The organism is Pseudomonas sichuanensis, assembly GCF_003231305.1.
Lineage (GTDB): Bacteria > Pseudomonadota > Gammaproteobacteria > Pseudomonadales > Pseudomonadaceae > Aquipseudomonas > Aquipseudomonas sichuanensis.
The window spans coordinates 45729-67908 of sequence record NZ_QKVM01000033.1; the positions used below are offsets into that span (position 1 = coordinate 45729).

Below are 22180 nucleotides of genomic sequence, written 5' to 3' on the forward strand. Positions count from 1 at the left end.
TGCAAGGAAATCAACGGCCAAGGGTATCGCTAACCGCACCCTGGGCGCACCAGCCACAGTGGAATACCTGGCCGATGCGGCGTTCGCGCTCGCTGGGCTCGAGCACCCAGGGCCGCGCCTGCCAGGGCGGCTGGTGGCGCAAGTGCTGGGTGTGGCCGCAGGACAGGTCGACCACCCAGTGGCCTTCCTCGTCCTGATGGAAGCCGGTGATCAGACTGACGGGCCTCCCTTCGTCCATGGTCGGTTCGCAATCGGACGGTGCCTTGGTTACACTTCTCCGCTCTACATTCTTTTGCAAAAGGTCCTGCCCCATGCTGATCGCCGCCAACAAGGCTGTCTCCATCGACTATACCCTGACCAACGACGCCGGTGAGACCATCGACAGCTCTGCCGGCGGTGCGCCGCTGGTTTACCTGCACGGTGCCGGCAACATCATCCCGGGCCTGGAAAAAGCCCTGGAAGGCAAAAAGGTCGGTGACAAGCTGACCGTTGCCATCGAGCCCGAAGACGCCTACGGCGAATACTCGGCCGAACTGGTCAGCACCCTGAGCAGCAAGATGTTCGAAGGCGTCGACCAACTGGAAGTCGGCATGCAGTTCCACGCTTCGGCGCCGGACGGCCAGATGCAGATCGTCACCATCCGCGACATCGACGGCGACGACGTGACCGTCGACGGCAACCACCCGCTGGCCGGCCAGCGCCTGAACTTCCAGGTCGAGGTCGTTGACCTGCGTGACGCCAGCGCAGAAGAAATCGCTCATGGCCACATCCACGGTGAAGGTGGCCATCACCACTGATTTTCTGCGCTAAGCTCAGAGAGTCGCCAGGCGCTCGGGCAAGCCGGACATCCTCAGGGAGTGGACGGTTTGGCTGCGCGCCTTTTTAGTGGGCGCAATTCGCCCCAGCGGCAACCGGGAACCTGAGAGGGGATCAACATGAGTGTATTTCACGACCTGACATTGAAGGCGCTGAACGGCGAAGACCTGCCCCTTGCCCCGTTCAAGGGCCAGGTGGTGCTGGTGGTCAATGTCGCCTCCAAGTGTGGTCTCACGCCGCAATACGCGTCGCTGGAGAAACTCCAGCAGCAGTTCAAGGGCAAGGGTTTCAACGTGCTGGGGCTACCCTGCAACCAGTTTGCCGGCCAGGAGCCAGGCAGTGCGGACGAGATCCAGGCGTTCTGCAGCCGCAACTATGGCGTGAGTTTCCCGCTGAGCGAGAAGCTCGACGTCAATGGCTCGGAGCGGCATGCCCTGTACCGGCTGCTGGCTGGCGAGGGCGCCGAGTTTCCTGGCGATATCACCTGGAACTTCGAGAAGTTCCTGGTGGGCAAGGATGGTCGCGTGCTGGCGCGTTTCGCGCCACGTACCGCGCCGGACGATCCAACCGTGGTACAGGCGATCGAGAAGGCCTTGGCGTGATTTGCACCCTGTGGGAGCGGCCAAAGCCGCTCCCACAGGTTCGCGCGAATCAGCAAGCGCTGTGCAGTTCTGTGAGATCTCGGCCTGCCCCGCGCTCATCTGGGATACCTGCCAATCACCCCGATCAATAATGCTGTGCCCATCCACCCGCTCCCCCTAAGCTCAGGCGCATTTCCTCACCTGTCGGGAGCGCCGCATGTCCAGCAACCCTCTGTTCCAGCCTTTCACCCTTGGCACCCTCGACCTGCCGACCCGTGTGGTCATGGCACCGATGACCCGTACCTTCTGCCCCGGTGGCGTACCCCATGAAGGCGTGGTCGAGTACTACCGCCGCCGTGCTGCTGCCGGTGTCGGCCTGATCATCACCGAAGGCACCACGGTTGGCCACAAAGCCGCCAACGGCTACCCCAACGTTCCACGCTTTCATGGCGACGATGCGTTGGCCGGCTGGAAGCGCGTGGTCGAAGCCGTGCATGCCGAAGGCGGGCGCATCGTGCCGCAGCTGTGGCATGTAGGCAGCGTGCGCCGGCTGGGCACCGAACCCGATGCCAGCGTGCCGGGCCATGGCCCGAGCGGCAAGGACAAGGACGGCAAGGTCGTGGTCCATGGCATGAGCCATGACGACATCCGCGAGGTGATTGCCGCCTTCGCCCAGGCTGCCCGTGATGCCCAGGCCATTGGCATGGACGGTGTCGAGATCCACGGCGCCCATGGTTACCTGATCGATCAGTTCTTCTGGGAAGCCAGCAACCGCCGCGATGACGAATATGGCGGTGACCTGGCCGGGCGTTCGCGCTTTGCCATCGAACTGATCCAGGCCGTGCGTGCTGCAGTGGGGCCGGACTTCCCGATCATCTTCCGTTTCTCCCAGTGGAAGCAGCAGGATTACAGCGCGCGCCTGGTGCAAACCCCGCAGGCCCTGGCGGCGTTCCTCAAGCCGCTGTCCGAGGCGGGTGTGGATATCTTCCATTGCTCTACCCGGCGCTTCTGGGAGCCGGAGTTCGACGGCAGCGAGCTGAACCTGGCCGGCTGGACCCGTCAACTCACCGGCAAACCGACCATCACCGTGGGCAGCGTCGGCCTGGACGGCGAGTTCCTGCAGTTCATGGTCGATACCGACAAGGTGGCCCAACCGGCCAGCCTGGAAGGGCTGCTGCGCAGGTTGCAGGCCGAGGAATTCGACCTGGTGGCTGTGGGCCGCGCCCTGCTGGTCGATGCCGAGTGGGCGCAGAAAGTGCGTGAAGGGCGTGAGGCGGATGTGCTGCCGTTCAGCCGCGAGGCGCTGACGACCCTGGCTTGATCGCCACGGCATGGGCTGGCGCCTGCTCGCTCACGGGCGCGCCGGCACGGCAGGCGTCGCGCAGGAACCCTTCGAACTGCTCGACGATCGCCGGCCAGCCCTGGCGGCTGGCATGCTGGCGGGCGTTGAGGCGCACCCTGCGCAAGGTTTCGTTTTCTTCCAGCAGCCAGCAGGCGGCGTCGATGAACGCTGCCTGGTCGCCCGGCATGGCCAGGGCGCCGCTGTGGCCATGGCGGATGTGCTGGGCGGCGGCGGCCTCATCGTAGGCAACCACCGCCAACCCCGAGGCCATCGCCTCGAGCACCACGTTGCCAAAGGTCTCGGTCAGGCTCGGGAACAGGAACAGGTCGCCACTGGCGTAATGTTCGGCCAGCTGTTCGCCGCGTTGCGCACCGCAGAACAGTGCATCCGGTAACTGCTGCTCAAGGCTGGCGCGCTGCGGCCCGTCACCCACCATGATCAGGCGCAATCGATGCTGTGGAAAACGTGCCTGCAGGGTGTCCAGGGCAGGGCGCAGCAAGGCGAGGTTTTTTTCCGCAGCCAGGCGCCCGACATGCACCACGGCAATGTCATCGACCGCCAACCCCCACTGTTCACGCAGGGCCTGGCTGCGCCGCGCCGGGTTGAACAGGCAGGCATCGACCCCCCGCGCCATCAGGCCCAGGTTTTCGAAGCCGCGTCGCTCCAGGGCCAGGCGCTGGCTGGCGCTGGGTACCAGGGTGATGGCGGTGCGCCGGTGGAACCAGCGCAGGTAATGGGTGAGCAGCCGCGTCAGCAGGCCCAGGCCATACTGGCCCGAGTACTGTGGGAAGTTGGTGTGAAAGCCACTGACCACCGAAATACCCAGGCGCCGGGCCGCGCGCAGGGCGCTCAGGCCCAGCGGCCCCTCGGTGGCGATGTACAGCACGTCCGGGCGCTGGCGGCGCCAGCGCCGTAGCAACCTATGCATCGACACTTCGCCCCACTGCAGCCCGGGGTAGCCCGGCAATGGCCAGCCACGGCACAGCAGCAGCTCACCCTCGGCATCGGGCACGCTGTCGCTCGCCTGGCGCGGGCGGATCACCTCTACCTGATGGCCCCGCTGGCGCAGCCCGGCATCGAGGCGGCCAAGGGTATTGGCCACACCGTTGATCTCCGGTGGGAAGGTTTCGCTGACCAGGGTGATGCGCAGGGACGGTGTATTCATGTGCAAAAGTGTCCGCCGCACCCGTTGCGGGTATGTGACGGCTGTGTGACGGCTGTATGACGCCTGATTTTCGGCGCCTCGCGCAGGTCAATTATTCCCGTCAAACCGCTCAAGAATCCCCGGGGCGCAGCCGATGAAGATGCATTCGACTATGGTGTGCGCTCCGGGAGAGCGGTGATGTTCAACAGCAAACTGAAGCAAGAAATCCAGCAGCTGCGCGAAGAGCTGATGTCCATCGAACAGGTCAAGAACAGCCTCGACAGCGAAATGCTGGTACTCCAGCTCGACCCCCAGGGGCGCATCGAGACGGTCAACGGCAACTTCGAGACCGAGATGCTCTACCGCGCCGAACAACTGATCGGGCGCAACATCGAAGACATCGTGCCGGCCCACGTCAAGAAGCTCGATTTCTACCAGCGCATGAAAACCGCGATCACCCGTGGCGAGCATCTGAACGGCGCATTCCGCCTGCTGCGCGGCAACGGTGAAGAAGCCTGGCTGCGCTCGATCCTGCAGCCGGTGAAGAACAGCGGCGGGCAGATCAAGTACTTCACCCTGCATTCCAGCGACCTGACCCGCACCATCGAAACGTCGCGTGAACATGAAAGCCTGATCAAGGCGTTGATGCGCTCCACCGCCGTGATCGAATTCAACCTCGACGGCCAGGTGCTGACCGCCAACGACCGCTTCCTGCAGGGCATGGGGTACAGCCTGGAGCAGGTGCGTGGCAAGCATCACCGCATGTTCTGCGATCCGGAAGAGGCAAACTCGCCGGAGTACAAGGCATTCTGGGAAAAGTTGCGCCGCGGCGAATTCGTTGCCGAGCGCTTCAAGCGCGTCGACGCCCATGGCCGCACCGTGTGGCTGGAGGCCTCGTACAACCCGATCATCGACGCCCACGACGTGCTCTACAAAGTGGTCAAGTTCGCCACGGTGATCACCGACCAGGTCAATCAGGAGCTGGCGGTGGCCCAGGCGGCGGACATCGCCTACAACACCTCGCTGGAAACCGACAGCTGCGCGCGCAAGGCCACCGACGTGGTTACCCAGACCGTGGACGTGATGCGCGGGCTGGAGGGCTCGATGCAGGATGCCGCCGACGGCATCCAGGCGCTGGACAAGCAGTCCAAGGTGATTGGCGCGATCATCAAGACCATCAGCGACATCGCCGGCCAGACCAACCTGCTGGCGCTCAACGCCGCCATCGAGGCCGCCCGCGCCGGCGAGCAAGGCCGTGGCTTTGCCGTGGTCGCCGACGAAGTGCGCCAGCTGGCTTCGCGTACCAGCAGCGCCACCGAAGAAATCGCCAAGGTGGTGCAGCAGAACGAACAACTGGCCCAGGCGGCGGTGGACATCATCGACACCAGCAAGCGCCAGGCCGAACAGGGCCTGGCCCTGGCAGCCGATACCGGCGGGGTGATCGTGGAGATTCAGGAAGGGGCGAAGAAGGTGGTGGATGCGGTGGGGCAGTTTTCCAGCCAGTTGAGTCACTGACCAGGCGATCGCATCGCGGGGCAAGCCCGCTCCCACGTGGCGTGGGAGCGGGCTTGCCCCGCGATGGCTTGTTCAGTTGCGCTCGCGCACCCAGAACAACGTAGCCCCGGCCACCGCCGCCGGCATCATCACCACGTTGACCCCAGGGATCATCAGCGCCAGGTAGGTGATGCCGCCAAAGCCCAGCGACTGCCAGCGCTTCTGGCGCAGCCAGGCCAGCATGTCCTGCCAGCTCATCTTGTTGTTGTCCGCCGGGTAGTCGATGTACTGGATGGCCATCATCCACACGCCGAACACCAGCCACAGCGGCGCGGCGACCACGTTGACCACCGGGATGAACGACAGGATGAACAGGCCGATGGCGCGTGGCAGGAAGTAACCGAGCTTGCGCATTTCACGGCTGAAGGTGCGTGGCACCATCGCCACCAGCTCGCCCCAGCTGAACGCCGGGAAGTTGTCCTGGCCGCGCACCACCACTTCGACTTTCTCGGCGAGGAAGCCATTGAACGGCGCGGCGATGACGTTGGCCAGCAGGGTGAAGGTGAAGAACACCATCAACAGCACCAGGGCAACGAACAGCGGCCAGAGAATGTAGGAAAGAAAACTCAGCCAGTCGGGCAGGCTGGGCATCAGCGCGTCGACCCACAGGCTGAACTCGTGGCCGGCGAACCAGATCAGCCCACCGAACAGCAGCAGGTTGACCGCCAGGGGCAGCAGCACGAACAGCCGCAGGCTGGGGCTGAGGATCAGTTTCAGGCCTTCGCGCAGGTATTGCGGGCCAGAAAGGACGGGGGCTTGCATTGGAACGCTCCGCAGAAGGAAAACGCGCTGACCTTACCGAGTTTGCCGTTTCGACGAAAGGCGCCCGCTGCCTGCGAAACGGTCTGTAACAAAGCGTATGGACAATCCCTATCGGTTTTCTCGTTGGATAGAGACTCTCTATAAGGTGGATTGTCGAAGGATATTTCCTTAATCTCTGCGGCCTCGCTACAGTGCGCTCAACTTTTCGTTTTTGGACCGACGCGTTGTAGCACTTCCCCAAGTGCTGCGTGGGTCCCTTTTAATTCCAGCTGGCACAGCCGGCATCCCGATGCCGGCCCGCTGCGGCCCGCTCGACAGGAGTTCGACATGTCTGAAGTACGTCATTCGCGCGTCATCATTCTGGGTTCCGGCCCTGCCGGTTACAGCGCCGCGGTGTATGCCGCCCGCGCCAACCTCAAGCCGCTGCTGATCACCGGCATGCAGGCCGGCGGCCAGCTGACCACCACCACCGAAGTCGACAACTGGCCGGGCGACCCCCACGGCCTGACCGGCCCGGCCCTGATGCAGCGCATGCAGGAACACGCCGAGCGTTTCGAGACTGAGATCGTCTTCGACCACATCAATGCCGTCGACCTGGCCAACAAACCGTTCACCCTGCGTGGCGACAGCGGCACCTACACCTGCGACGCCCTGATCGTCGCCACCGGTGCCAGCGCCCGCTACCTGGGCCTGCCGTCGGAAGAAACCTTCATGGGCAAAGGCGTTTCGGCCTGCGCCACCTGCGACGGTTTCTTCTACCGCAACAAGCCGGTTGCCGTGGTCGGTGGTGGCAACACTGCCGTGGAAGAGGCGCTGTACCTGGCCAACATCGCCAGCAAGGTCACCCTGGTGCACCGCCGCGATACCTTCCGCGCCGAGAAGATCCTGATCGACAAGCTGCACGCCCGCGTGGCCGAAGGCAAGATCGAGCTCAAGCTCAACGCCACCCTCGACGAAGTACTGGGCGACAACATGGGCGTGACCGGTGCGCGCCTGAAGAACAACGACGGCAGCTTTGACGAGATCAAGGTCGACGGCGTGTTCATCGCCATTGGCCACACCCCGAACACCTCGCTGTTCGAAGGCCAGCTGACCCTGAAGGACGGCTATCTGGTAGTGCACGGCGGCCGTGAAGGCAACGCCACCGCCACCAACGTCGAAGGCGTGTTCGCCGCCGGCGACGTGGCCGACCACGTCTACCGCCAGGCCATCACCTCGGCCGGTGCCGGCTGCATGGCCGCCCTGGACGTCGAGCGTTACCTGGACGGCCTGGCCAACGCCGCGCACTGATGCTTCAGGGGCTGCCTTGCAGCCCTTTCGCCGGCAAGCCGGCTCCCACAGAATCAGCGCATGGCTTGTGTTTGATGCGGTCGGGGTGGGAGCCGGCTTGCCGGCGATGAAGTCAGCACCGATCCAGAAATGAAAAAACCGGCCCTTTGGCCGGTTTTTTCATGCCCGCGACATCAGCTCACAGGCTCAGTCGCATCGACAGGTCCACCGCCTTCACATCCTTGGTCATGGCGCCAATCGAGATGTAGTCCACACCGGTCTCGGCGATGACCCGCAGGGTGGCCTCATTGACCCCGCCGCTGGCCTCGAGCTTGGCCTTGCCGGCGTTGATGCGCACCGCCTCGCGCATTTCATCGAGGGTCAGTTCGTCGAGCATGACGATATCGGCCCCTGCAGCCAGCGCCTGGCGCAGTTCGTCCAGGCTTTCCACTTCGATTTCCACCGGCTTGCCCGGGGCGATGCGGTGCGCCGCAGCCACTGCCTGGGCCACGCCGCCACTGGCAGCGATATGGTTTTCCTTGATCAGGAAGGCGTCGTACAGGCCGATGCGGTGGTTGTGGCAACCACCGCAGGTGACCGCGTACTTCTGCGCCAGGCGCAGGCCCGGCAGGGTCTTGCGGGTGTCGAGCAGGCGCACCTGGGTACCTTCGACCAGGTCGGCGAGCAAGCGTGCGCGGGTGGCCACGCCCGAGAGCATCTGCAAAAAATTCAGCGCCGAACGCTCACCGCTGAGCAGCGAGCGTGCCGGGCCTTCGAGGTGGAACAGCACCTGGTTGGCGCTGGCCCGCTCGCCGTCCGCCACCTGCCAGTGCACCGCCACCCGTGGGTCGAGCTGGCGGAACACCGCATCCACCCAGGCCGTGCCGGCCACCACGCAATCCTCGCGGGTGATGATGGTCGCCTTGGCCAGGCGCTCGGCCGGGATCAGCTGGGCGGTGATGTCGCCGCTGCCGATGTCTTCGAGCAGCGCGCGGCGCACGTTGGCTTCGATTTCGGCGGTCAGGTCGGCGAGGCGTAGGTTCGGCATGGTCGGCTCCACAAGCTAGATGGCGGCGATTATAGGGCAGGGGGGCGATGTGTACAGCAGCGCGGACGATGACCGTTGGTCGGGCTCCGTGAGTGATTGCTGTAAAGCACGGTCTGTTGAGTCGTGCGAAAGGCACGCTGGCAGCTGTAATGATTTTCACAGATAATGGCGCCTTGTATTTGGCGTCATAGCTTTGACGATTTTTGCGCGGTCGAGTACGCAACATCCATCAAGGAGTCCGGGATGCATGAAGAAGGCAAGGTGGTGCTCCTGGCGGCCGCCATCGATCGAGGTGCGCCAACGCCCTCGCCCTGCCTTCCGTTGTTGCTCCTGCAAGTGCGCGACAAGGCTGCGCTTCAGCTGCGCCAAGGCCTCCAGGCATTGTTCGACAACGCCGACGACACCCTGTTCGAGATGGCCGACAAGGCCTGCGACCGCGTTGATCAGAATCTGCACTTCGAGGCCATGCGTGACTTGCGCCTCAAGCGCAAGAGCATCGAGCGCGGCTTCCTCGATACCTTCTACCAGGCCTTCGCCCTGATCGGTCAGGCCGAAGCCATGGCCGCACCGGCGCATTCCACCGTGGTGCAGGCGATGGTCGACCGCGTGCTGTCACGCGACGGTTTCGACTTGCTGCAACTGAACCTGCGCTGCGCCGCCTTGCTCGAGCAGGGCCTGGACCCGGCCTGCAACCCGCTGGGGCCCGGCAGCCTGTGTGGCTACTTCCTCACTGCCGGGCGCAACCTGGGCGTGGGGCCTGAGGTCAAGCAGGTCCTGCTCAAACTGTTCGAGCGCTATGTGTTGCGCGACCTCGACCTGCTCTATGGCGAGGCCAACCAGTTGCTCGTCGCCGCAGGCGTGCTGCCAGACCTGGCGCCCGCGCCACGCCGTCGCGCCGACGATCGGCGCAGTATTCCCCGCAGGGTGGCGGCCAGCCCCGCACAACTCGGGGAAACCGGGGTCGACGTTGCCGGCCAGGCGTTCTTCGCCTCCCTGCAAGGGCTGCTGGCCCCTGTTCGCGGGCGTATCGCGCCGCGCCTGCAGGCGGCCACCGACGCACAGCCGATCAGCACCGGCGACCTGCTGCGCCTTTTGACCCACCTGCAGCATTATGTGCCGGGCCCCGGCGAGGCCGACGACTTCGACCTGGGCCAGCAGCTCGAACAGCTGGTGTTGCGGGTCAGCGTGCGCAGCGGCACGCGCCGCTATATCGCCACCGGCGACGAAGACATGATCAACCTGTTCGGCCTGCTGTTCACCTTCATCGACGCTGACCACAACCTGCCGGCGCGTGTGCGCGCGCTGGTCGGCCGCCTGCATATCCCGCTGCTCAAGGTTGCCCTGATCGACAAAGGCCTGTTCAGTCGCGCCAGCCACCCGGCACGCCGCCTGCTCAACGAGATCGCCGCCGTGGCAATCGGCTGGGAGGCCGACGGCGAGGGCCTGCACCGGCGCGTTGAGCGCATCGTCCAACGGCTGCTCAAGGATTTCGCCGAAGACTGTCAGCTGTTCGACGAACTGCTCGACGAGTTTCTCGCCTTCAGCCAGGACGAACGGCGGCGCAACGAACTGCTCGAGCAACGCACCCGCGACGCCGAGGAAGGACGCGCACGGGCGTTGCAGGCCAACCTGCGGGTACAGCAGGCACTCAACCTGCGCCTGCGCGGCCGGGTGCTGCCGCAGGTCGTGGTGCAGATGCTGGAGCAAGCCTGGAGCCAGGTGCTGCTGCTGGCCTGGCTGAAGCAGGGCGAGGCGTCTGCGGCCTGGCGCGATGGCCTGGCGACGGTCGATCAATTGCTGGCCAGCATTGCCCCGCAGCGCCAACCGGCGCAGTTGCTCGAGCAACTGCCCGGCTTGCTCAAAGCGTTGCGCGAAGGGCTGGCTGGCGTGGCCCTGGACGCCGCGGCCACCCGTGATTTCTTCCAGCACCTGGAGCAGCTGCACCAGCGCGCCTGTGGCGGCCCGTGGCTGCTTGATGATGGTTTGCAGGAGGTGTGCGTACAGGCCGATATCGTCCTTGCCACTGCCGACGAAACGCCCCGTGGCACTTGCCTGGACGTCGACGAACAGGCGCCCGCGCAGCGCCTGGTGGAGCACTTGCGCATCGGCGCCTGGGTCGAGGTGCTGGACGACGAAGAACCCCTGCGCTGCAAGCTGGTGGCCCGCATCGACGGCAGCGACCGACTGGTGTTCGCCAACCGTACCGGCATGAAGGTGCGCGAATGGAGCCACGCGGGCCTGGCCCAGGCGCTGTGCCTGGGCCAGGTGCGCACGCTCGACGACGGGCAGTTGTTCGAGCGCGCACTGGAGGCCGTGCTGGCGCGGCTGCGTGCCGAGCAGGGCATTGGCTGAACAATCATTTACATGCAAGCGCCGCACGTGCGCGGCATACTGACCGCCTGCCCCCGGCGTCATTCAGGATCTGCCCCATGCAATTGGACCATGCGACCGGCTGGTTCACCGGCGTAAGCCACTGCCCTTCACCGAACTGCAATGCCCGCCCTGACGGCGAGGCGATCTCGCTGCTGGTGATCCACAACATCAGCCTGCCACCGGCCTGCTTCGGTACCGGCAAGGTCCAGCAGTTCTTCCAGAACCGCCTCGACCCGAACGAGCACCCCTATTTCGCCAGCATCAGCCACCTGACCGTGTCGGCGCACCTGTTCGTCGAGCGCGACGGCGCGGTGACCCAGTTCGTCTCGCTGCTCGACCGCGCCTGGCACGCCGGTGTGTCGTGCTTCGAGGGCCGTGAAGGCTGCAACGACTTCTCCATCGGTATCGAGCTGGAGGGCACCGACGACTTGCCCTACACCGATGCCCAGTACACCGCCCTGCGACAATTGACCCAAGCGATTCGCGCAGCCTGGCCGGTGATTGACCTGCAGCGTATCTGCGGCCATAGCGATATCGCCCCGCAACGCAAGACCGACCCTGGCCCGGCCTTCGACTGGCCGCGCTACCGCGACGCTGTGCAACGCAACGAGGACAAGGCATGAGCTTTCTGGTGTTGGTGCTGGCGCTGTGGTTCGAGAAGTTTTCGTCGCTGCGTCAACGGTTGCAGCGTGATGGCTTCTATCTCGGCGAACTGGTGCGCCTGGAGCGCAGCGGCAAGGTTCACCCCTGGTGGACCCTGGCCATCCTGATCCTCGCCCCGGTGGCGCTGCTGGTCCTGCTGCTGCATGTGCTGGAGCCGGTAGCCTATGGCCTGCTGGCGCTGCCGGTGCATCTGTTGGTGCTGATCTACAGCCTGGGCCGCGGTGACGTCAAAGCCGCCCTCGGGCCGTTTCGCGACGCCTGGCGCCGTGGCGACGACCAGGCCGCGCTGCACGTGGCCGAGCGCGACCTGGGGCTGGCCGCCGACGATGCCATGAGCCTGATCAAGCGGGCCCAGGGGCACCTGCTGTGGCAGGCCTACCAGAGTTTCTTCGCGGTGATTTTCTGGTACTTCCTGCTCGGCCCGGCGGCGGCGCTGGCTTACCGCTTGTTGGCTCTGACTGGCGAACACAGCCGGCAGCCGGCGCTCAAGGCCCTCGCCGAGCAACTGCGCCATGCGCTGGACTGGCTGCCGGTACGAGTGCTGGCGGTGAGCTTTGCCCTGGTCGGCAACTTCGTCGCCGTCACCCGGGTGATGCTGCACGAACTGCTCGACTGGCATATCAGCGCCGGCCATCTGGTGGCCAAGGTCGGCCGGGTGGCCGACGACATTCCCGAGGAAGAAGACCGCCAGCGCGGGCTGGAGCGGCTGGACAGCCTGTGGGAGCTGCTGCTGCGCAGCGCGGTGCTGTGGTATGCCTGTTTCGCCCTGTGGACGGTGCTGGTCTGACGCAGCGCTTGAGCGGGCGTCGCTTAACCTTAAGTTACAAACCTTGAATTCATTCTGCGTTATACAAAGTGTTTGGCCCTCGATGGCCAAGTGCTACCCCGCAGAACAACAAGAATTCAAGGAGGTGACCTGTGAAGCGTCTGCTCTATCCGGCCATCGCGCTGATGAATCGGCTGAGCTTCGGCATGAAGTTCAGCCTGATCAGCGTCCTGTTCTTCCTGCCCATGCTGGTCACCAGCTTCTATCTGGTACGCGATGCCTACAACCAGTTCCACGCCACCCGCGTCGAGCTGCAGGGCCTGGCCCCGCTGGGCGAGAGCCTGGCGTTGCGTGGCGACCTGGAAACCCTCGGCAACCTGCTGCAGATCAACGCCGTGCTCGGCCAGTCGGGCCAGGCCGGTGATGTGGAAGGCCGTATCGCCAGCTTGCAGGACAAGGTCCAGGCCCGGCTCGAAGCCCTCAAGGGCAGCGACCCGGCCCTTGAGGCCAAGCGCGCCGAACTGGCCGACGCCTTCACCCGTGCCCGTGGCGAAACCTCGTTGCAGAACAAGGCCGCGTTGTTCGAAAAACTGCTCGCCCAGGCCCAGGTGCTGGGCAAGCTGGTTGCCAGCCAGTCGGGCCTCAACCAGGACAGCCAAGCCTCGGTGCGCCAGCTCGGCGAGCTGATCGGCAGTGCCACGGCGCAGGTCACCCAGGCCCTTGGCGAAGGGCGGGCGATGGGCTCGGTAGCCTTGGGCCGCGGGTTCATGGACTCCGCCGGCAGCGCCCGTTTCGAAGACCTGCTGCAACGCCTGGAGCGGCTCTCTGCCGACTACGCGATTCGCCTCGACGACGCCCTGGCTGCCGACAACCGGGCCAAGGCGGCGTTGGCGGCCACTGCCCAGGCCAGCCAGGCCACGGTCAAGCAGGCCGCCAGCCTGTTCGAGGACCAGGTGGTGGTGGCCGAGACCCTGGACGCGCCCTGGGCCGGTTTCTACCAGCAGACCACCGAGCTGATGGCCCAGACCTACCGCCTCAACGACGCCGTGCTGGCGCAATTGAACGGGCAACTGGAAGACCGCCTCGCCCAGCACCGCGTGCGCATGGTCGCGCTGGTCGCCGCGCTGGCCACGGTGTTCGTGCTGATCATCTACCTCTACAGTGGCTTTTACGTGTCCACCCGCGAAACCCTGGGCAAGCTCGGCAGCGCCATGGACAAAGTGGCCGCCGGCGACATGACGGTGAGTTTCCAGGCCAGTAGCCAGGACGAACTGGGCGAGCTGGGCCGTGGCTTCAGCGAGACCGTGCGGCGCATCCGCGGGTTGATCGAACAGGTCGGCCATACGGTGGCCACGGTCGAGGAACAGGCCGGCCAGGTGTTGTCGGTGTCGGCGCGCAGCAACCAGGCGGTTGGGGGCCAGCGCGAACAGATCGAGCAGGTGGCCACGGCCATGAACCAGATGACCGCCACCGCGCTGGAAGTGGCGCGCAGCGCGGCGTTGGCGGCCGAGGGCGCACAACGGGTCAACCACGAAAGCGCCTCGGGTCGCGACCTGGTCGAAAGCCAGCAGGGCAGCATCGCCCGCCTGGCGGGGGAGATCGACCAGAGTGTGGTGGCGGTCAACCAGCTGGCCGCCGACAGCCAGGCCATCGGCCGGGTGCTGGAGGTGATCCGCAGCATTGCCGAGCAGACCAACCTGCTGGCCCTCAATGCCGCCATCGAAGCCGCCCGGGCCGGCGAGCAGGGCCGCGGCTTTGCGGTTGTGGCCGATGAAGTACGCACACTGGCCAGGCGCACCCAGGATTCCACCGAGGAGATCGCCCAGATGATCGAGCGCCTGCGCGAAGGGGTTGGTGCGGCGGTGCGGGTGATGGGCAGCAGCCACCAGATGGCCGCCGGCACGGTGGACGAGGCGCGCCAGGTGCAGCAGGCGCTGGGCAACATCCTTGGCGCGGTCAGCGGCATTGTCGAGCAGAACCAGCAGATCGCTGCGGCGGTAGAGCAGCAGACCGCCGTGGCCCACGACATCGACCAGAACATCGTGGCGATCAACCGGGCCGCCCAGGACACGACCGAAGGCGCCTGCCAGACCGAGGATGCCAGCCGGGCGTTGTCGGTGCAGGTGGTGGAGTTGAAGCGGTTGATCGGGGCGTTCAGGGTATAGTTTCTGCCTGTACCGGCCTCATCGCCGGCAAGCCGGCTCCCACAGGCCGAACATGTGGGAGCCGGCTTGCCGGCGATGAGGCCGGTAGGAGCACCACACAACTACCAGCCAAACAGCTCGCTGGCATTGCAGCTACTGGCCTCGGCCAGCACCCCGACCTCAACCCCCATCACCTCGGCCAGCGCCCCGGCGATCTCTGGCAGGTGCTCCGGGCTGTTGCGCATCCCCGGGTACATCACCGGCGCCATGTCCGGTGAGTCCGTCTCCAGCACCACGCTTTCCAGCGGCAGGCGCGCCAGGGTCTTGCGCAGCCGCAGCGCCTGTGGCCAGGTCGCCGCGCCGCCCAGGCCCAGCTTGAACCCCAGCTTGAGGTACTCGCGCGCCTCTTCGTAACTGCCGGCAAAGGCATGGACGATCCCCGCCCGCTGCGGTTTGTAGCGCTTGAGCGTTGCGATCACCTGGGCGTGGCTGCGGCGCACGTGCAGCAGGGCCGGCAGTTCGAAGTCGCAGGCCAGTTGCAGCTGGGCTTCGAACAGCGCTTGCTGGCGCTGCGGGTCGAGCTCCGGCAGGTAGTAATCCAGGCCGAACTCGCCCACCGCACACAGGCGCGGATCGCCACGCAGGCGCTCCAGCCAGTCGCGCAGCTGCACCAGGTGCTCCGAGCGATGCTGGTCGAGGTAGACCGGGTGCAGGCCGAGTGCCGCGTACAGGCGCGAGTCACTGCAGGCCAGGTCCCACACGCGCTGGAAGTTGGCCTGGTACACCCCCAGCACCACCATCCGTTCCACCCCGCGCGCCGCCGCGTTGGCCAGCAGCTGCGGGCGGTCGGCGTCGAAGTCGGGGAAGTCGAGGTGGGTGTGGGTGTCGATCAGGCGCATGTCAGGCGCCTGGAATGCGTTGCTTGAAGGTGCGACCGATGGCGTGCACGCCGGGCTCGTAGCGCTTCTCTTCGATGGCGGCCAGCGCCAGCTCCAGCGCGGTGGCGGCAATCAGCCCGTGCTGCTGGGCCATGGCGTTGACCGGCAGTGGCAGGAAGTCGAGCAACTGGTTGTCACCGAAGGTGCCCAGCTGCAGCTGGCGCGACTCGGCCGGGCGCGCCTGCAGGATGTCGAACACCCCTTGCAGCAGCACATAGGAGGTGGTCACCAGGGCGTCCGGCAGGCCGCCGTGTTCGGCGATCAGTTGCTGCATCAGGCGCTGGCCGCATTCGCGGCTGAACGCTTCGCCCTGGTAGCGGCGCACTTCGCCGGCATAGGCCTGCATGGCCTCGTCGAAGCCACCGGCGCGGGCCTGGCTCACCGACAGCTCGGGGCGGGCGCCGATCAGTGCGATGCTTTGCGGGCGGGTCTTCAACAGGCTCTCGGCGAGCTGGCGGCTGGCGTCTCGGTCGTCGCTGATGACCGAGCAGAAGTGCGCTGGGTCCAGGCGCCGGTCGATGGCGATCACCGGCAGGCCCTTGTCCTGAAGCTCACGGTAGCTGTCGTCCTCGGGCGGCAGGCAGCTGGCGACGAACAGCGCATCGCAGCGGCGGGCGCGGAACAGTTGCTGCAACTGGTGCTCGCTGCCGGGCTGGTCGTCGCTGCTGGCGATCAGCAACTGGTAGCCACGGGCGCGGGCGCCCTGTTCCAGTTGCTTGGCGATGCGGGCGTAGCTGGGGTTCTCGAGGTCGGGGAGAATGAAGCCCAGGGTGCGGGTGTGCCGGCTGCGCAGGCCGGCGGCCTGCGGGTTGGGGGTGAAGCCATGGGCCTCGACCACCGCGCGCACGCGCTCGACGGTACTGTTGCTGATGCGCTGCTGCTCGGCCTTGCCATTGATGACGTAGCTGGCCGTGGTCACGGACACACCGGCCAGACGGGCGATATCGCTGAGTTTCACCGAATTTTCCTTGTTATTTCCGGGGCTGACTGCTTGCCTGACCGGGTAGTTTCACCCAAGCGCAGGCCCACGCGCAGACGACCATTGTCGCAATTGTCCGACAGGATGGGGCTTTTTCGTCGGCAGATTATCGAGTAACGTGGCCGCTTGGTCAGATTAATCGTTTCAGCTTGGCTGATTTTTCCTGCTTGCCACATCCAGCCTGGCCACTTGCGCTGATCAATTGAACGGCTTTTGCCGGAAAAATCCACAACAATACCTCGGTACCCCACCTGGGCGCCGGAAAGGAGAAGGTCATGCTCGAGCTTGCCGTGGAGCAGATTGCCATGGGCCAGAAGGCGGCCGACAAAGGCGAGGCGTTGGCCTTGCTGGCCGCGCGGCTGGTGGCCGACGGACTGGTGGCCGAAGGCTATGTCGACGGCTTGCGCGCCCGCGAGGCGCAGGGCTCGACCTTCCTCGGCCAGGGCATCGCCATCCCCCATGGCACGCCGCAGACCCGTGAACTGGTGTTCGCCACCGGCGTGCGCCTGCTGCAGTTCCCCGAAGGGGTGGACTGGGGCGACGGGCAGATCGTGTACCTGGCAATCGGCATCGCCGCCCGTTCCGACGAACACCTGCGCCTGCTGCAACTGCTCACCCGCGCCCTCGGCGAGACCGACCTGGCCGAGGCCTTGCGCCGAGCCGGCAGTGCCGAAGCCTTGCTCAAGCTGCTGCAAGGCGCACCCCAGGAACTGGCATTGGATGCGCAACTGGTCGGCCTCAACCTGGCCGCCGAAGACTTCGACGAACTGGCCTGGCGCGGTGCACGCCTGTTGCAGCGCGCCGGCTGTGTCGACAGCGGTTTTGCCGCCGTACTGCAACAGGCCGAGCCGCTGCCCCTGGGCGAAGGCCTGTGGTGGCTGCACAGCGAGCGTCAGGTGCGCCAACCGGGCCTGGCCTTCATCACCCCGCAACAACCCCTGCGTTACCGCGATCAGCCACTCAATGGCCTGTTCTGCCTGGCCAGCCTTGGTGCCGCGCACCAGGCCTTGCTCGAACGCCTGTGCGAAGTGCTGATCGAAGGCCGCGGGCAGATGCTCTACCAGGCCACCAGCAGCCGCGCCGTGCTCGCAGTGCTCGGCGGTGAAGCGCCTGCCGACTGGCCCAGCGTCCGGGTGGCGCTGGCCAATCCCCATGGCTTGCATGCCCGCCCGGCCAAGGCGCTGGCGCAATTGGCCAAGGGCTTCGACGGTGAGCTCCGTGTGCGTGTGCTCGACAGCGCCCAGCCTGCGGTTTCGCTCAAGAGCCTGAGCAAGCTGCTCAGCCTGGGCGCCCGGCGTGGCCAGGTGCTTGAGCTGATCGCCGAACCGGGCATCGCCAATGACGCGTTGCCGGTGTTGCTGGCCGCCATCGAGCAAGGCCTGGGTGAAGAGGTGGAACCATTGCCGGCCGTCGCACAGCCTGTCGCCGAGGCACCCGCTCAGGTGCTTGAGGCACCGCTGCCCGGCAGCACTGTCCAGGGCGTCGCGGCAGCCCCAGGGATTGCCAGCGGCCCGGCCTTTGTGCGGGTCGAGCGCGACATCGACTACCCCCTGCGCGGCGAGTCACCTGCCCAGGAACGCCTGAAATTGCGCACCGCGGTGGCGGCGGTGCACGCCGACCTGCAGGCCCTGGTGCAGCGCAGTGACAAGGCCATCGGCGAAATCTTCGTCACCCACCAAGAAATGCTCAGCGACCCGGCCCTGATGGACGAGGTCGAGCTGCGCCTGGCCCAGGGCGAAAGCGCCGCCGCCGCCTGGATGGCCGTGATCGACGCCGCCGCGCGCCAGCAGGAAGCCCTGCACGACACCCTGCTGGCCGAGCGCGCCGCCGACCTGCGCGATATCGGTCGGCGGGTGCTGGCGCAGCTGTGCGGTGTGCAGCAGGCTGCCGAGCCGGCACAGCCCTACGTGCTGGTGATGGCCGAAGTGGGCCCCTCGGACGTGGCGCGCCTGGACCCGGCACGGGTCGCCGGCATCGTCACCGCCCAGGGCGGCGCCACCGCCCACAGCGCCATCGTGGCCCGTGCCCTGGGCATCCCGGCGGTGGTCGGTGCCGGCGCAGCGATCCTCCTGCTCGACAGCGGCACGCCGCTGCTGCTCGACGGCCAGCGCGGGCGTGTCGCCATCGCCCCGCCCGCGGATGAACTGCAACGCGCCCTGGCCGAACGCGACGCCCGCGAGCGGCGCTTGCAGATCGCCTGGGCCAACCGCCATGAACCGGCCGTGACCCGCGACGACCATCGCCTCGAAGTGTGCGCCAACATCGGTGAAAGCAGCGGCATCGACAAAGTGGTGGAGCAGGGCGCCGAAGGCGTCGGCCTGCTGCGCACCGAGCTGATCTTCATGGCCCACCCGCAGGCCCCCGACGTGGCCACCCAGGAAGCCGAATACCGCCGCGTGCTCGACGGCCTGGGCGGGCGGCCACTGGTGGTGCGCACCCTCGACGTGGGCGGCGACAAACCCTTGCCCTACTGGCCGATTGCGGCGGAAGACAACCCGTTCCTTGGCGTGCGCGGCGTACGCCTGACCCTGCAGCGCCCGCAGGTGATGGAAGAGCAGTTGCGCGCCCTGCTGCGCGCGGCAGGCAATCGCCCCCTGCGGATCATGTTCCCCATGGTCGGGCAGGTGCACGAATGGCGCGCCGCCAAGGCCATGGTCGAGCGCTTGCGCCTGGAGATCCCGGTGAGCGACCTGCAGGTCGGGATCATGGTCGAGGTGCCGTCCGCCGCCTTGCTGGCCCCACAGTTGGCGCGCGAAGTGGACTTCTTCAGCATCGGCACCAACGACCTCACCCAGTACACCCTGGCCATCGACCGCGGCCACCCGAGCCTCTCGGCCCAGGCCGACGGCCTGCACCCGGCCGTGCTCCAGCTGATCGACATGACCGTGCGCGCCGCCCACGCCGAAGGCAAGTGGGTGGGTATCTGCGGTGAGCTGGCGGCCGACCCGCAGGCCGTCCCGGTGTTGCTGGGGCTGGAGGTGGATGAGTTGAGTGTCGCCGCCCGCAGCATCCCCGAAGTCAAGGCACTGGTGCGCCAGGCCACCCTATCGACGGCCCGCGCCCTGGCGCGCGAGGCCCTGCAACAAGACAGCGCCGAAGCGGTCCGGGCGCTGGTGGAGCGTTACTGAAATGGCCAAGATCCTCACCCTTACCCTCAACCCGGCGCTGGACATCACCGTCAGCCTCGACCGCCTGCAGGCCGGTGCCGTCAACCGCAGCCAGGCCCAGCACAGCCATGCCGCCGGCAAGGGCCTGAACGTGGCCCAGGTGCTGGCCGACCTGGGCCACAGCGTCACCGTCGGGGGTTTTCTCGGCCAGGACAACCTGCAACCCTTCGAGGCGCTGATCGCCCAGCGCGGCTTTGCCGACTGCTTCGTCCGCGTCCCTGGTGAAACCCGCAGCAACATCAAGCTGGTCGAGGCCGACGGCCGGGTCACCGACATCAATGGCCAGGGCCCGCAGGTCGATGAGGCCGCCAGGAACGACCTGCTGCACCGCCTGGCGCAGGTAGCACCGGGGCATGATGCGGTGGTGGTGGCCGGCAGCCTGCCACGGGGGATCAGCCCGGGCTGGTTGCGTGAGTTGCTGCAGATGCTCAAGGCCCAGGGCCTGAAAGTGGCCCTGGACAGCAGCGGCGAAGCCCTGCGCGCCGGCCTGCAGGCCGCGCCCTGGCTGGTCAAGCCGAACACCGACGAGCTGGGTGAAGTGCTCGGGCTGGCGGTGGACGACCTGGCACGGCAACGCGCCGCCGCCGGCCAGTTGCTGGCCAGTGGTGTCGAGCATGTGGTGGTGTCCCAGGGCGAACACGGCGTCATCTGGTTTGCCGCAGGCCTGGCGCTGCATGCCCAGCCGCCGCAGGTGCGCATCGCCAGCACCGTGGGCGCTGGTGATTCACTGGTGGCAGGCATGGTCCATGGCCTGCTGCAGGGCGAAGCGCCCACGGCTACCTTGCGCCGCGCCACCGCGATCGCCGCCCAGGCGGTCACCCAGGTCGGTTTCGGCATCCACGACCGCGAGCAACTGGCGCAGCTGGAAGGCGCCGTGCACCTGACAGAACAACATGAGGGCTGCTGATGAACATTGCCATTGTCACCGCCTGCCCCAACGGCCAGGTGTCCAGCGTGCTCAGTGCGCGCCTTTTGGCCGCCGCCGCCCAGCGTCGGGGCTGGAGCACCAGCGTCGAAGTGCAGGAGGCCGAACACCCCGAGCGGCGTCTGTCGCCCGCGCAGATCGCCGAGGCCGACTGGGTGCTGGTGGTCAGCACCGGGCCGGTCGATCTGGCGCGTTTCGCCGGCAAGCGCCTGTACCAGAGCACGCCGGCCCAGGCCCTGGCCGACCGCGAAGGCTTTCTTGACGAAGCCGCCGCCAAGGCCCGGGTGCACGAGCAGCAAGCCGCCCCCAGCGCGGCAGCCAGCACGCCGAAGATTGTTGCGGTAACGGCTTGCCCGACAGGTGTGGCCCATACCTTCATGGCCGCCGAGGCATTGCAGCAGGCCGCCCAGGCCCTGGGCTACACGCTGACCGTGGAAACCCAAGGCTCGGTAGGCGCCCGCAACCCATTACCGGCCGAGGCCATCGCCGCCGCCGACGTGGTGCTGCTGGCCGCCGACATCGAAGTGCCCACCGCGCGCTTCGCTGGCAAGCGCATCTACCGCTGCGGTACCGGCATCGCCCTCAAGCAGGCCCGCGCCACCCTGGACAAGGCGCTGGCCGAAGGCAAGGTGGAAAGCGCCGCTGATGCCGCCAGCGCCGCGCAAAAAACCGAGAAGACCGGTGTCTACAAACACTTGCTGACCGGCGTGTCGTTCATGCTGCCGATGGTGGTGGCCGGCGGCTTGCTGATCGCCCTGTCGTTCGTGTTCGGCATCGAGGCCTACAAGGCGCCCGGCACGCTGCCGGCGGCATTGATGCAGATCGGCGGCGAAGCGGCGTTCAAACTCATGGTGCCGCTGCTGGCCGGCTACATCGCCTGGTCCATCGCCGACCGCCCAGGCCTGGCGCCGGGGATGATCGGCGGCCTGCTGGCCGGCACCCTCGGCGCAGGCTTCATCGGCGGCATCGTCGCCGGCTTTCTCGCCGGTTACAGCGCCAAGGCCATCGCCCGCTGGGTGAACCTGCCCAGCAGCCTCGAAGCGCTCAAGCCGATCCTGATCATCCCGCTGCTGGCCAGCCTGTTCACTGGGCTTGTGATGATCTACGTGGTCGGCCAGCCGGTGGCGGCCATGCTCGCCGGGCTCACGCACTTTCTCGACAGCATGGGCACCACCAACGCCATCCTGCTCGGGCTGCTGCTCGGCGGCATGATGTGCGTCGACCTCGGCGGGCCGATCAACAAGGCCGCCTACGCGTTTTCGGTGGGCTTGCTGGCGTCGTCCAGCTACGCGCCGATGGCGGCGACCATGGCGGCCGGCATGGTGCCGCCGATCGGCCTGGGCATCGCCACCTTCCTTGCCCGGCGCAAGTTCGCCCAGAGCGAGCGCGAGGCCGGCAAGGCGGCGCTGGCGCTGGGCCTGTGCTTCATCTCAGAGGGCGCCATCCCGTTCGCCGCCAAGGACCCGCTGCGGGTGATCCCGGCGAGTATCGCCGGCGGCGCCTTGACCGGCGCGCTGTCGATGTACTTCGGCTGCAAGCTGATGGCCCCGCACGGCGGGCTGTTCGTGCTGCTGATCCCCAATGCGATCAACCACGCGCTGTTGTACTTGCTGGCGATTTTGGCAGGGAGCCTGGTGACGGCGGTGGTGTATGCGGTGATCAAGAAGGGCGAGCAGGTGGAGATGGTGGTGGCGCCGGCCAAGGGCTAG

At 66.5% G+C, this 22180-nt stretch carries 17 protein-coding genes and 3 pseudogenes; 14 read left to right on the forward strand and 6 right to left on the reverse strand.

Annotated features, from left to right (window positions below; genetic code table 11):
* Positions 1–10: 10 nt before the first annotated feature.
* Complete coding sequence (locus DM373_RS17720) at positions 11–313, reverse strand: DUF3565 domain-containing protein (RefSeq protein WP_110994812.1); 303 nt, start codon at positions 311–313, stop codon at positions 11–13.
* On the opposite strand from DM373_RS17720, the gene DM373_RS17725 reads away from it, so the two are divergent.
* The 3 genes from DM373_RS17725 (at position 312) to DM373_RS17735 (ending at position 2718) form a co-directional block, all read left to right on the forward strand.
* Positions 312–797, forward strand: coding sequence for an FKBP-type peptidyl-prolyl cis-trans isomerase (locus tag DM373_RS17725; protein WP_110994813.1), 486 nt, complete (start codon positions 312–314; stop codon positions 795–797). The two genes, DM373_RS17720 and DM373_RS17725, sit on opposite strands and share 2 nt — an antisense overlap.
* Positions 798–935: 138 nt before the next feature.
* On the forward strand, positions 936–1418 hold the full coding sequence (locus DM373_RS17730) for a glutathione peroxidase (RefSeq protein WP_110994814.1): 483 nt from the start codon (positions 936–938) through the stop codon (positions 1416–1418).
* 196 nt (positions 1419–1614) lie between these two features.
* Entirely contained in the window at positions 1615–2718 is a 1104-nt protein-coding gene (locus DM373_RS17735) for an NADH:flavin oxidoreductase (RefSeq protein WP_110994815.1), read from the forward strand.
* Here the strand turns inward: DM373_RS17735 and DM373_RS17740 are convergent.
* Positions 2687–3904 (reverse strand): glycosyltransferase family 4 protein, encoded by a 1218-nt coding sequence (locus DM373_RS17740; RefSeq protein WP_110994816.1) that lies wholly within the window; start codon positions 3902–3904, stop codon positions 2687–2689. The genes DM373_RS17735 and DM373_RS17740 overlap by 32 nt on opposite strands.
* A gap of 267 nt (positions 3905–4171) precedes the next feature.
* Between DM373_RS17740 and DM373_RS29740 the strand changes: the two are divergent.
* Positions 4172–4852: pseudogene (locus DM373_RS29740) on the forward strand (PAS domain-containing protein); the annotation flags it as partial.
* A 186-nt stretch (positions 4853–5038) separates the two neighbouring features.
* Positions 5039–5398, forward strand: a pseudogene (locus DM373_RS29745) (methyl-accepting chemotaxis protein); the annotation flags it as partial.
* A gap of 72 nt (positions 5399–5470) precedes the next feature.
* On the opposite strand, the gene cysZ reads toward DM373_RS29745, so the two are convergent.
* Positions 5471–6199: a sulfate transporter CysZ gene (gene cysZ / locus DM373_RS17750; RefSeq protein ID WP_110994818.1), complete on the reverse strand. Its 729-nt coding sequence runs from the start codon at positions 6197–6199 to the stop codon at positions 5471–5473.
* Between the two features lie 327 nt (positions 6200–6526).
* Here cysZ and trxB point away from each other — a divergent pair, with 327 nt between their 5' ends.
* Positions 6527–7489 carry a thioredoxin-disulfide reductase gene (gene trxB, locus DM373_RS17755; RefSeq protein WP_028689829.1) on the forward strand — a complete coding sequence of 321 codons (963 nt, stop codon included), beginning with the start codon at positions 6527–6529 and terminating at the stop codon, positions 7487–7489.
* A gap of 178 nt (positions 7490–7667) precedes the next feature.
* Here trxB and nadC read toward each other — a convergent pair whose 3' ends face one another.
* Positions 7668–8516, reverse strand: coding sequence for a carboxylating nicotinate-nucleotide diphosphorylase (gene nadC, locus DM373_RS17760; protein ID WP_110994819.1), 849 nt, complete (start codon positions 8514–8516; stop codon positions 7668–7670).
* Positions 8517–8759: 243 nt separating this feature from the next.
* Between nadC and DM373_RS17765 the strand changes: the two genes are divergently transcribed.
* The 5 genes and pseudogenes from DM373_RS17765 to DM373_RS29755 all read left to right on the forward strand — a co-directional run bounded on the left by DM373_RS17765 (position 8760) and on the right by DM373_RS29755 (position 14483).
* The gene (locus tag DM373_RS17765) at positions 8760–10868 is read left to right on the forward strand and encodes a DUF1631 domain-containing protein (RefSeq protein WP_110994820.1); all 2109 of its coding nucleotides are present in this window, start codon (positions 8760–8762) and stop codon (positions 10866–10868) included.
* Between the two features lie 77 nt (positions 10869–10945).
* The gene (ampD, locus tag DM373_RS17770) at positions 10946–11512 is read left to right on the forward strand and encodes a 1,6-anhydro-N-acetylmuramyl-L-alanine amidase AmpD (protein WP_110994821.1); all 567 of its coding nucleotides are present in this window, start codon (positions 10946–10948) and stop codon (positions 11510–11512) included.
* The gene (gene ampE / locus DM373_RS17775; protein ID WP_110994822.1) at positions 11509–12339 is read left to right on the forward strand and encodes a regulatory signaling modulator protein AmpE; all 831 of its coding nucleotides are present in this window, start codon (positions 11509–11511) and stop codon (positions 12337–12339) included. The genes ampD and ampE overlap by 4 nt, the downstream gene beginning before the upstream one ends.
* Positions 12340–13421: 1082 nt before the next feature.
* A pseudogene (locus DM373_RS29750) lies at positions 13422–13625 on the forward strand (HAMP domain-containing protein); the annotation flags it as partial.
* A 153-nt stretch (positions 13626–13778) separates the two neighbouring features.
* Positions 13779–14483 (forward strand): methyl-accepting chemotaxis protein, encoded by a 705-nt coding sequence (locus tag DM373_RS29755; RefSeq protein WP_390968701.1) that lies wholly within the window; start codon positions 13779–13781, stop codon positions 14481–14483.
* A gap of 101 nt (positions 14484–14584) precedes the next feature.
* Here DM373_RS29755 and DM373_RS17785 read toward each other — a convergent pair whose 3' ends face one another.
* Positions 14585–15361: a TatD family hydrolase gene (locus DM373_RS17785; protein WP_110994824.1), complete on the reverse strand. Its 777-nt coding sequence runs from the start codon at positions 15359–15361 to the stop codon at positions 14585–14587.
* 1 nt (position 15362) lies between these two features.
* Positions 15363–16358 (reverse strand): catabolite repressor/activator, encoded by a 996-nt coding sequence (gene cra / locus DM373_RS17790; protein WP_110994825.1) that lies wholly within the window; start codon positions 16356–16358, stop codon positions 15363–15365.
* Between the two features lie 296 nt (positions 16359–16654).
* Between cra and ptsP the strand changes: the two genes are divergently transcribed.
* Genes ptsP through DM373_RS17805 form a run of 3 tightly spaced genes read left to right on the forward strand, consistent with a single transcriptional unit; the run spans position 16655 to position 22180 of the window.
* On the forward strand, positions 16655–19507 hold the full coding sequence (gene ptsP / locus DM373_RS17795) for a phosphoenolpyruvate--protein phosphotransferase (RefSeq protein WP_110994826.1): 2853 nt from the start codon (positions 16655–16657) through the stop codon (positions 19505–19507).
* Between the two features lies 1 nt (position 19508).
* On the forward strand, positions 19509–20453 hold the full coding sequence (gene pfkB / locus DM373_RS17800; protein ID WP_110994827.1) for a 1-phosphofructokinase: 945 nt from the start codon (positions 19509–19511) through the stop codon (positions 20451–20453).
* On the forward strand, positions 20453–22180 hold the full coding sequence (locus DM373_RS17805) for a PTS fructose-like transporter subunit IIB (RefSeq protein ID WP_110994828.1): 1728 nt from the start codon (positions 20453–20455) through the stop codon (positions 22178–22180). The genes pfkB and DM373_RS17805 overlap by 1 nt, the downstream gene beginning before the upstream one ends.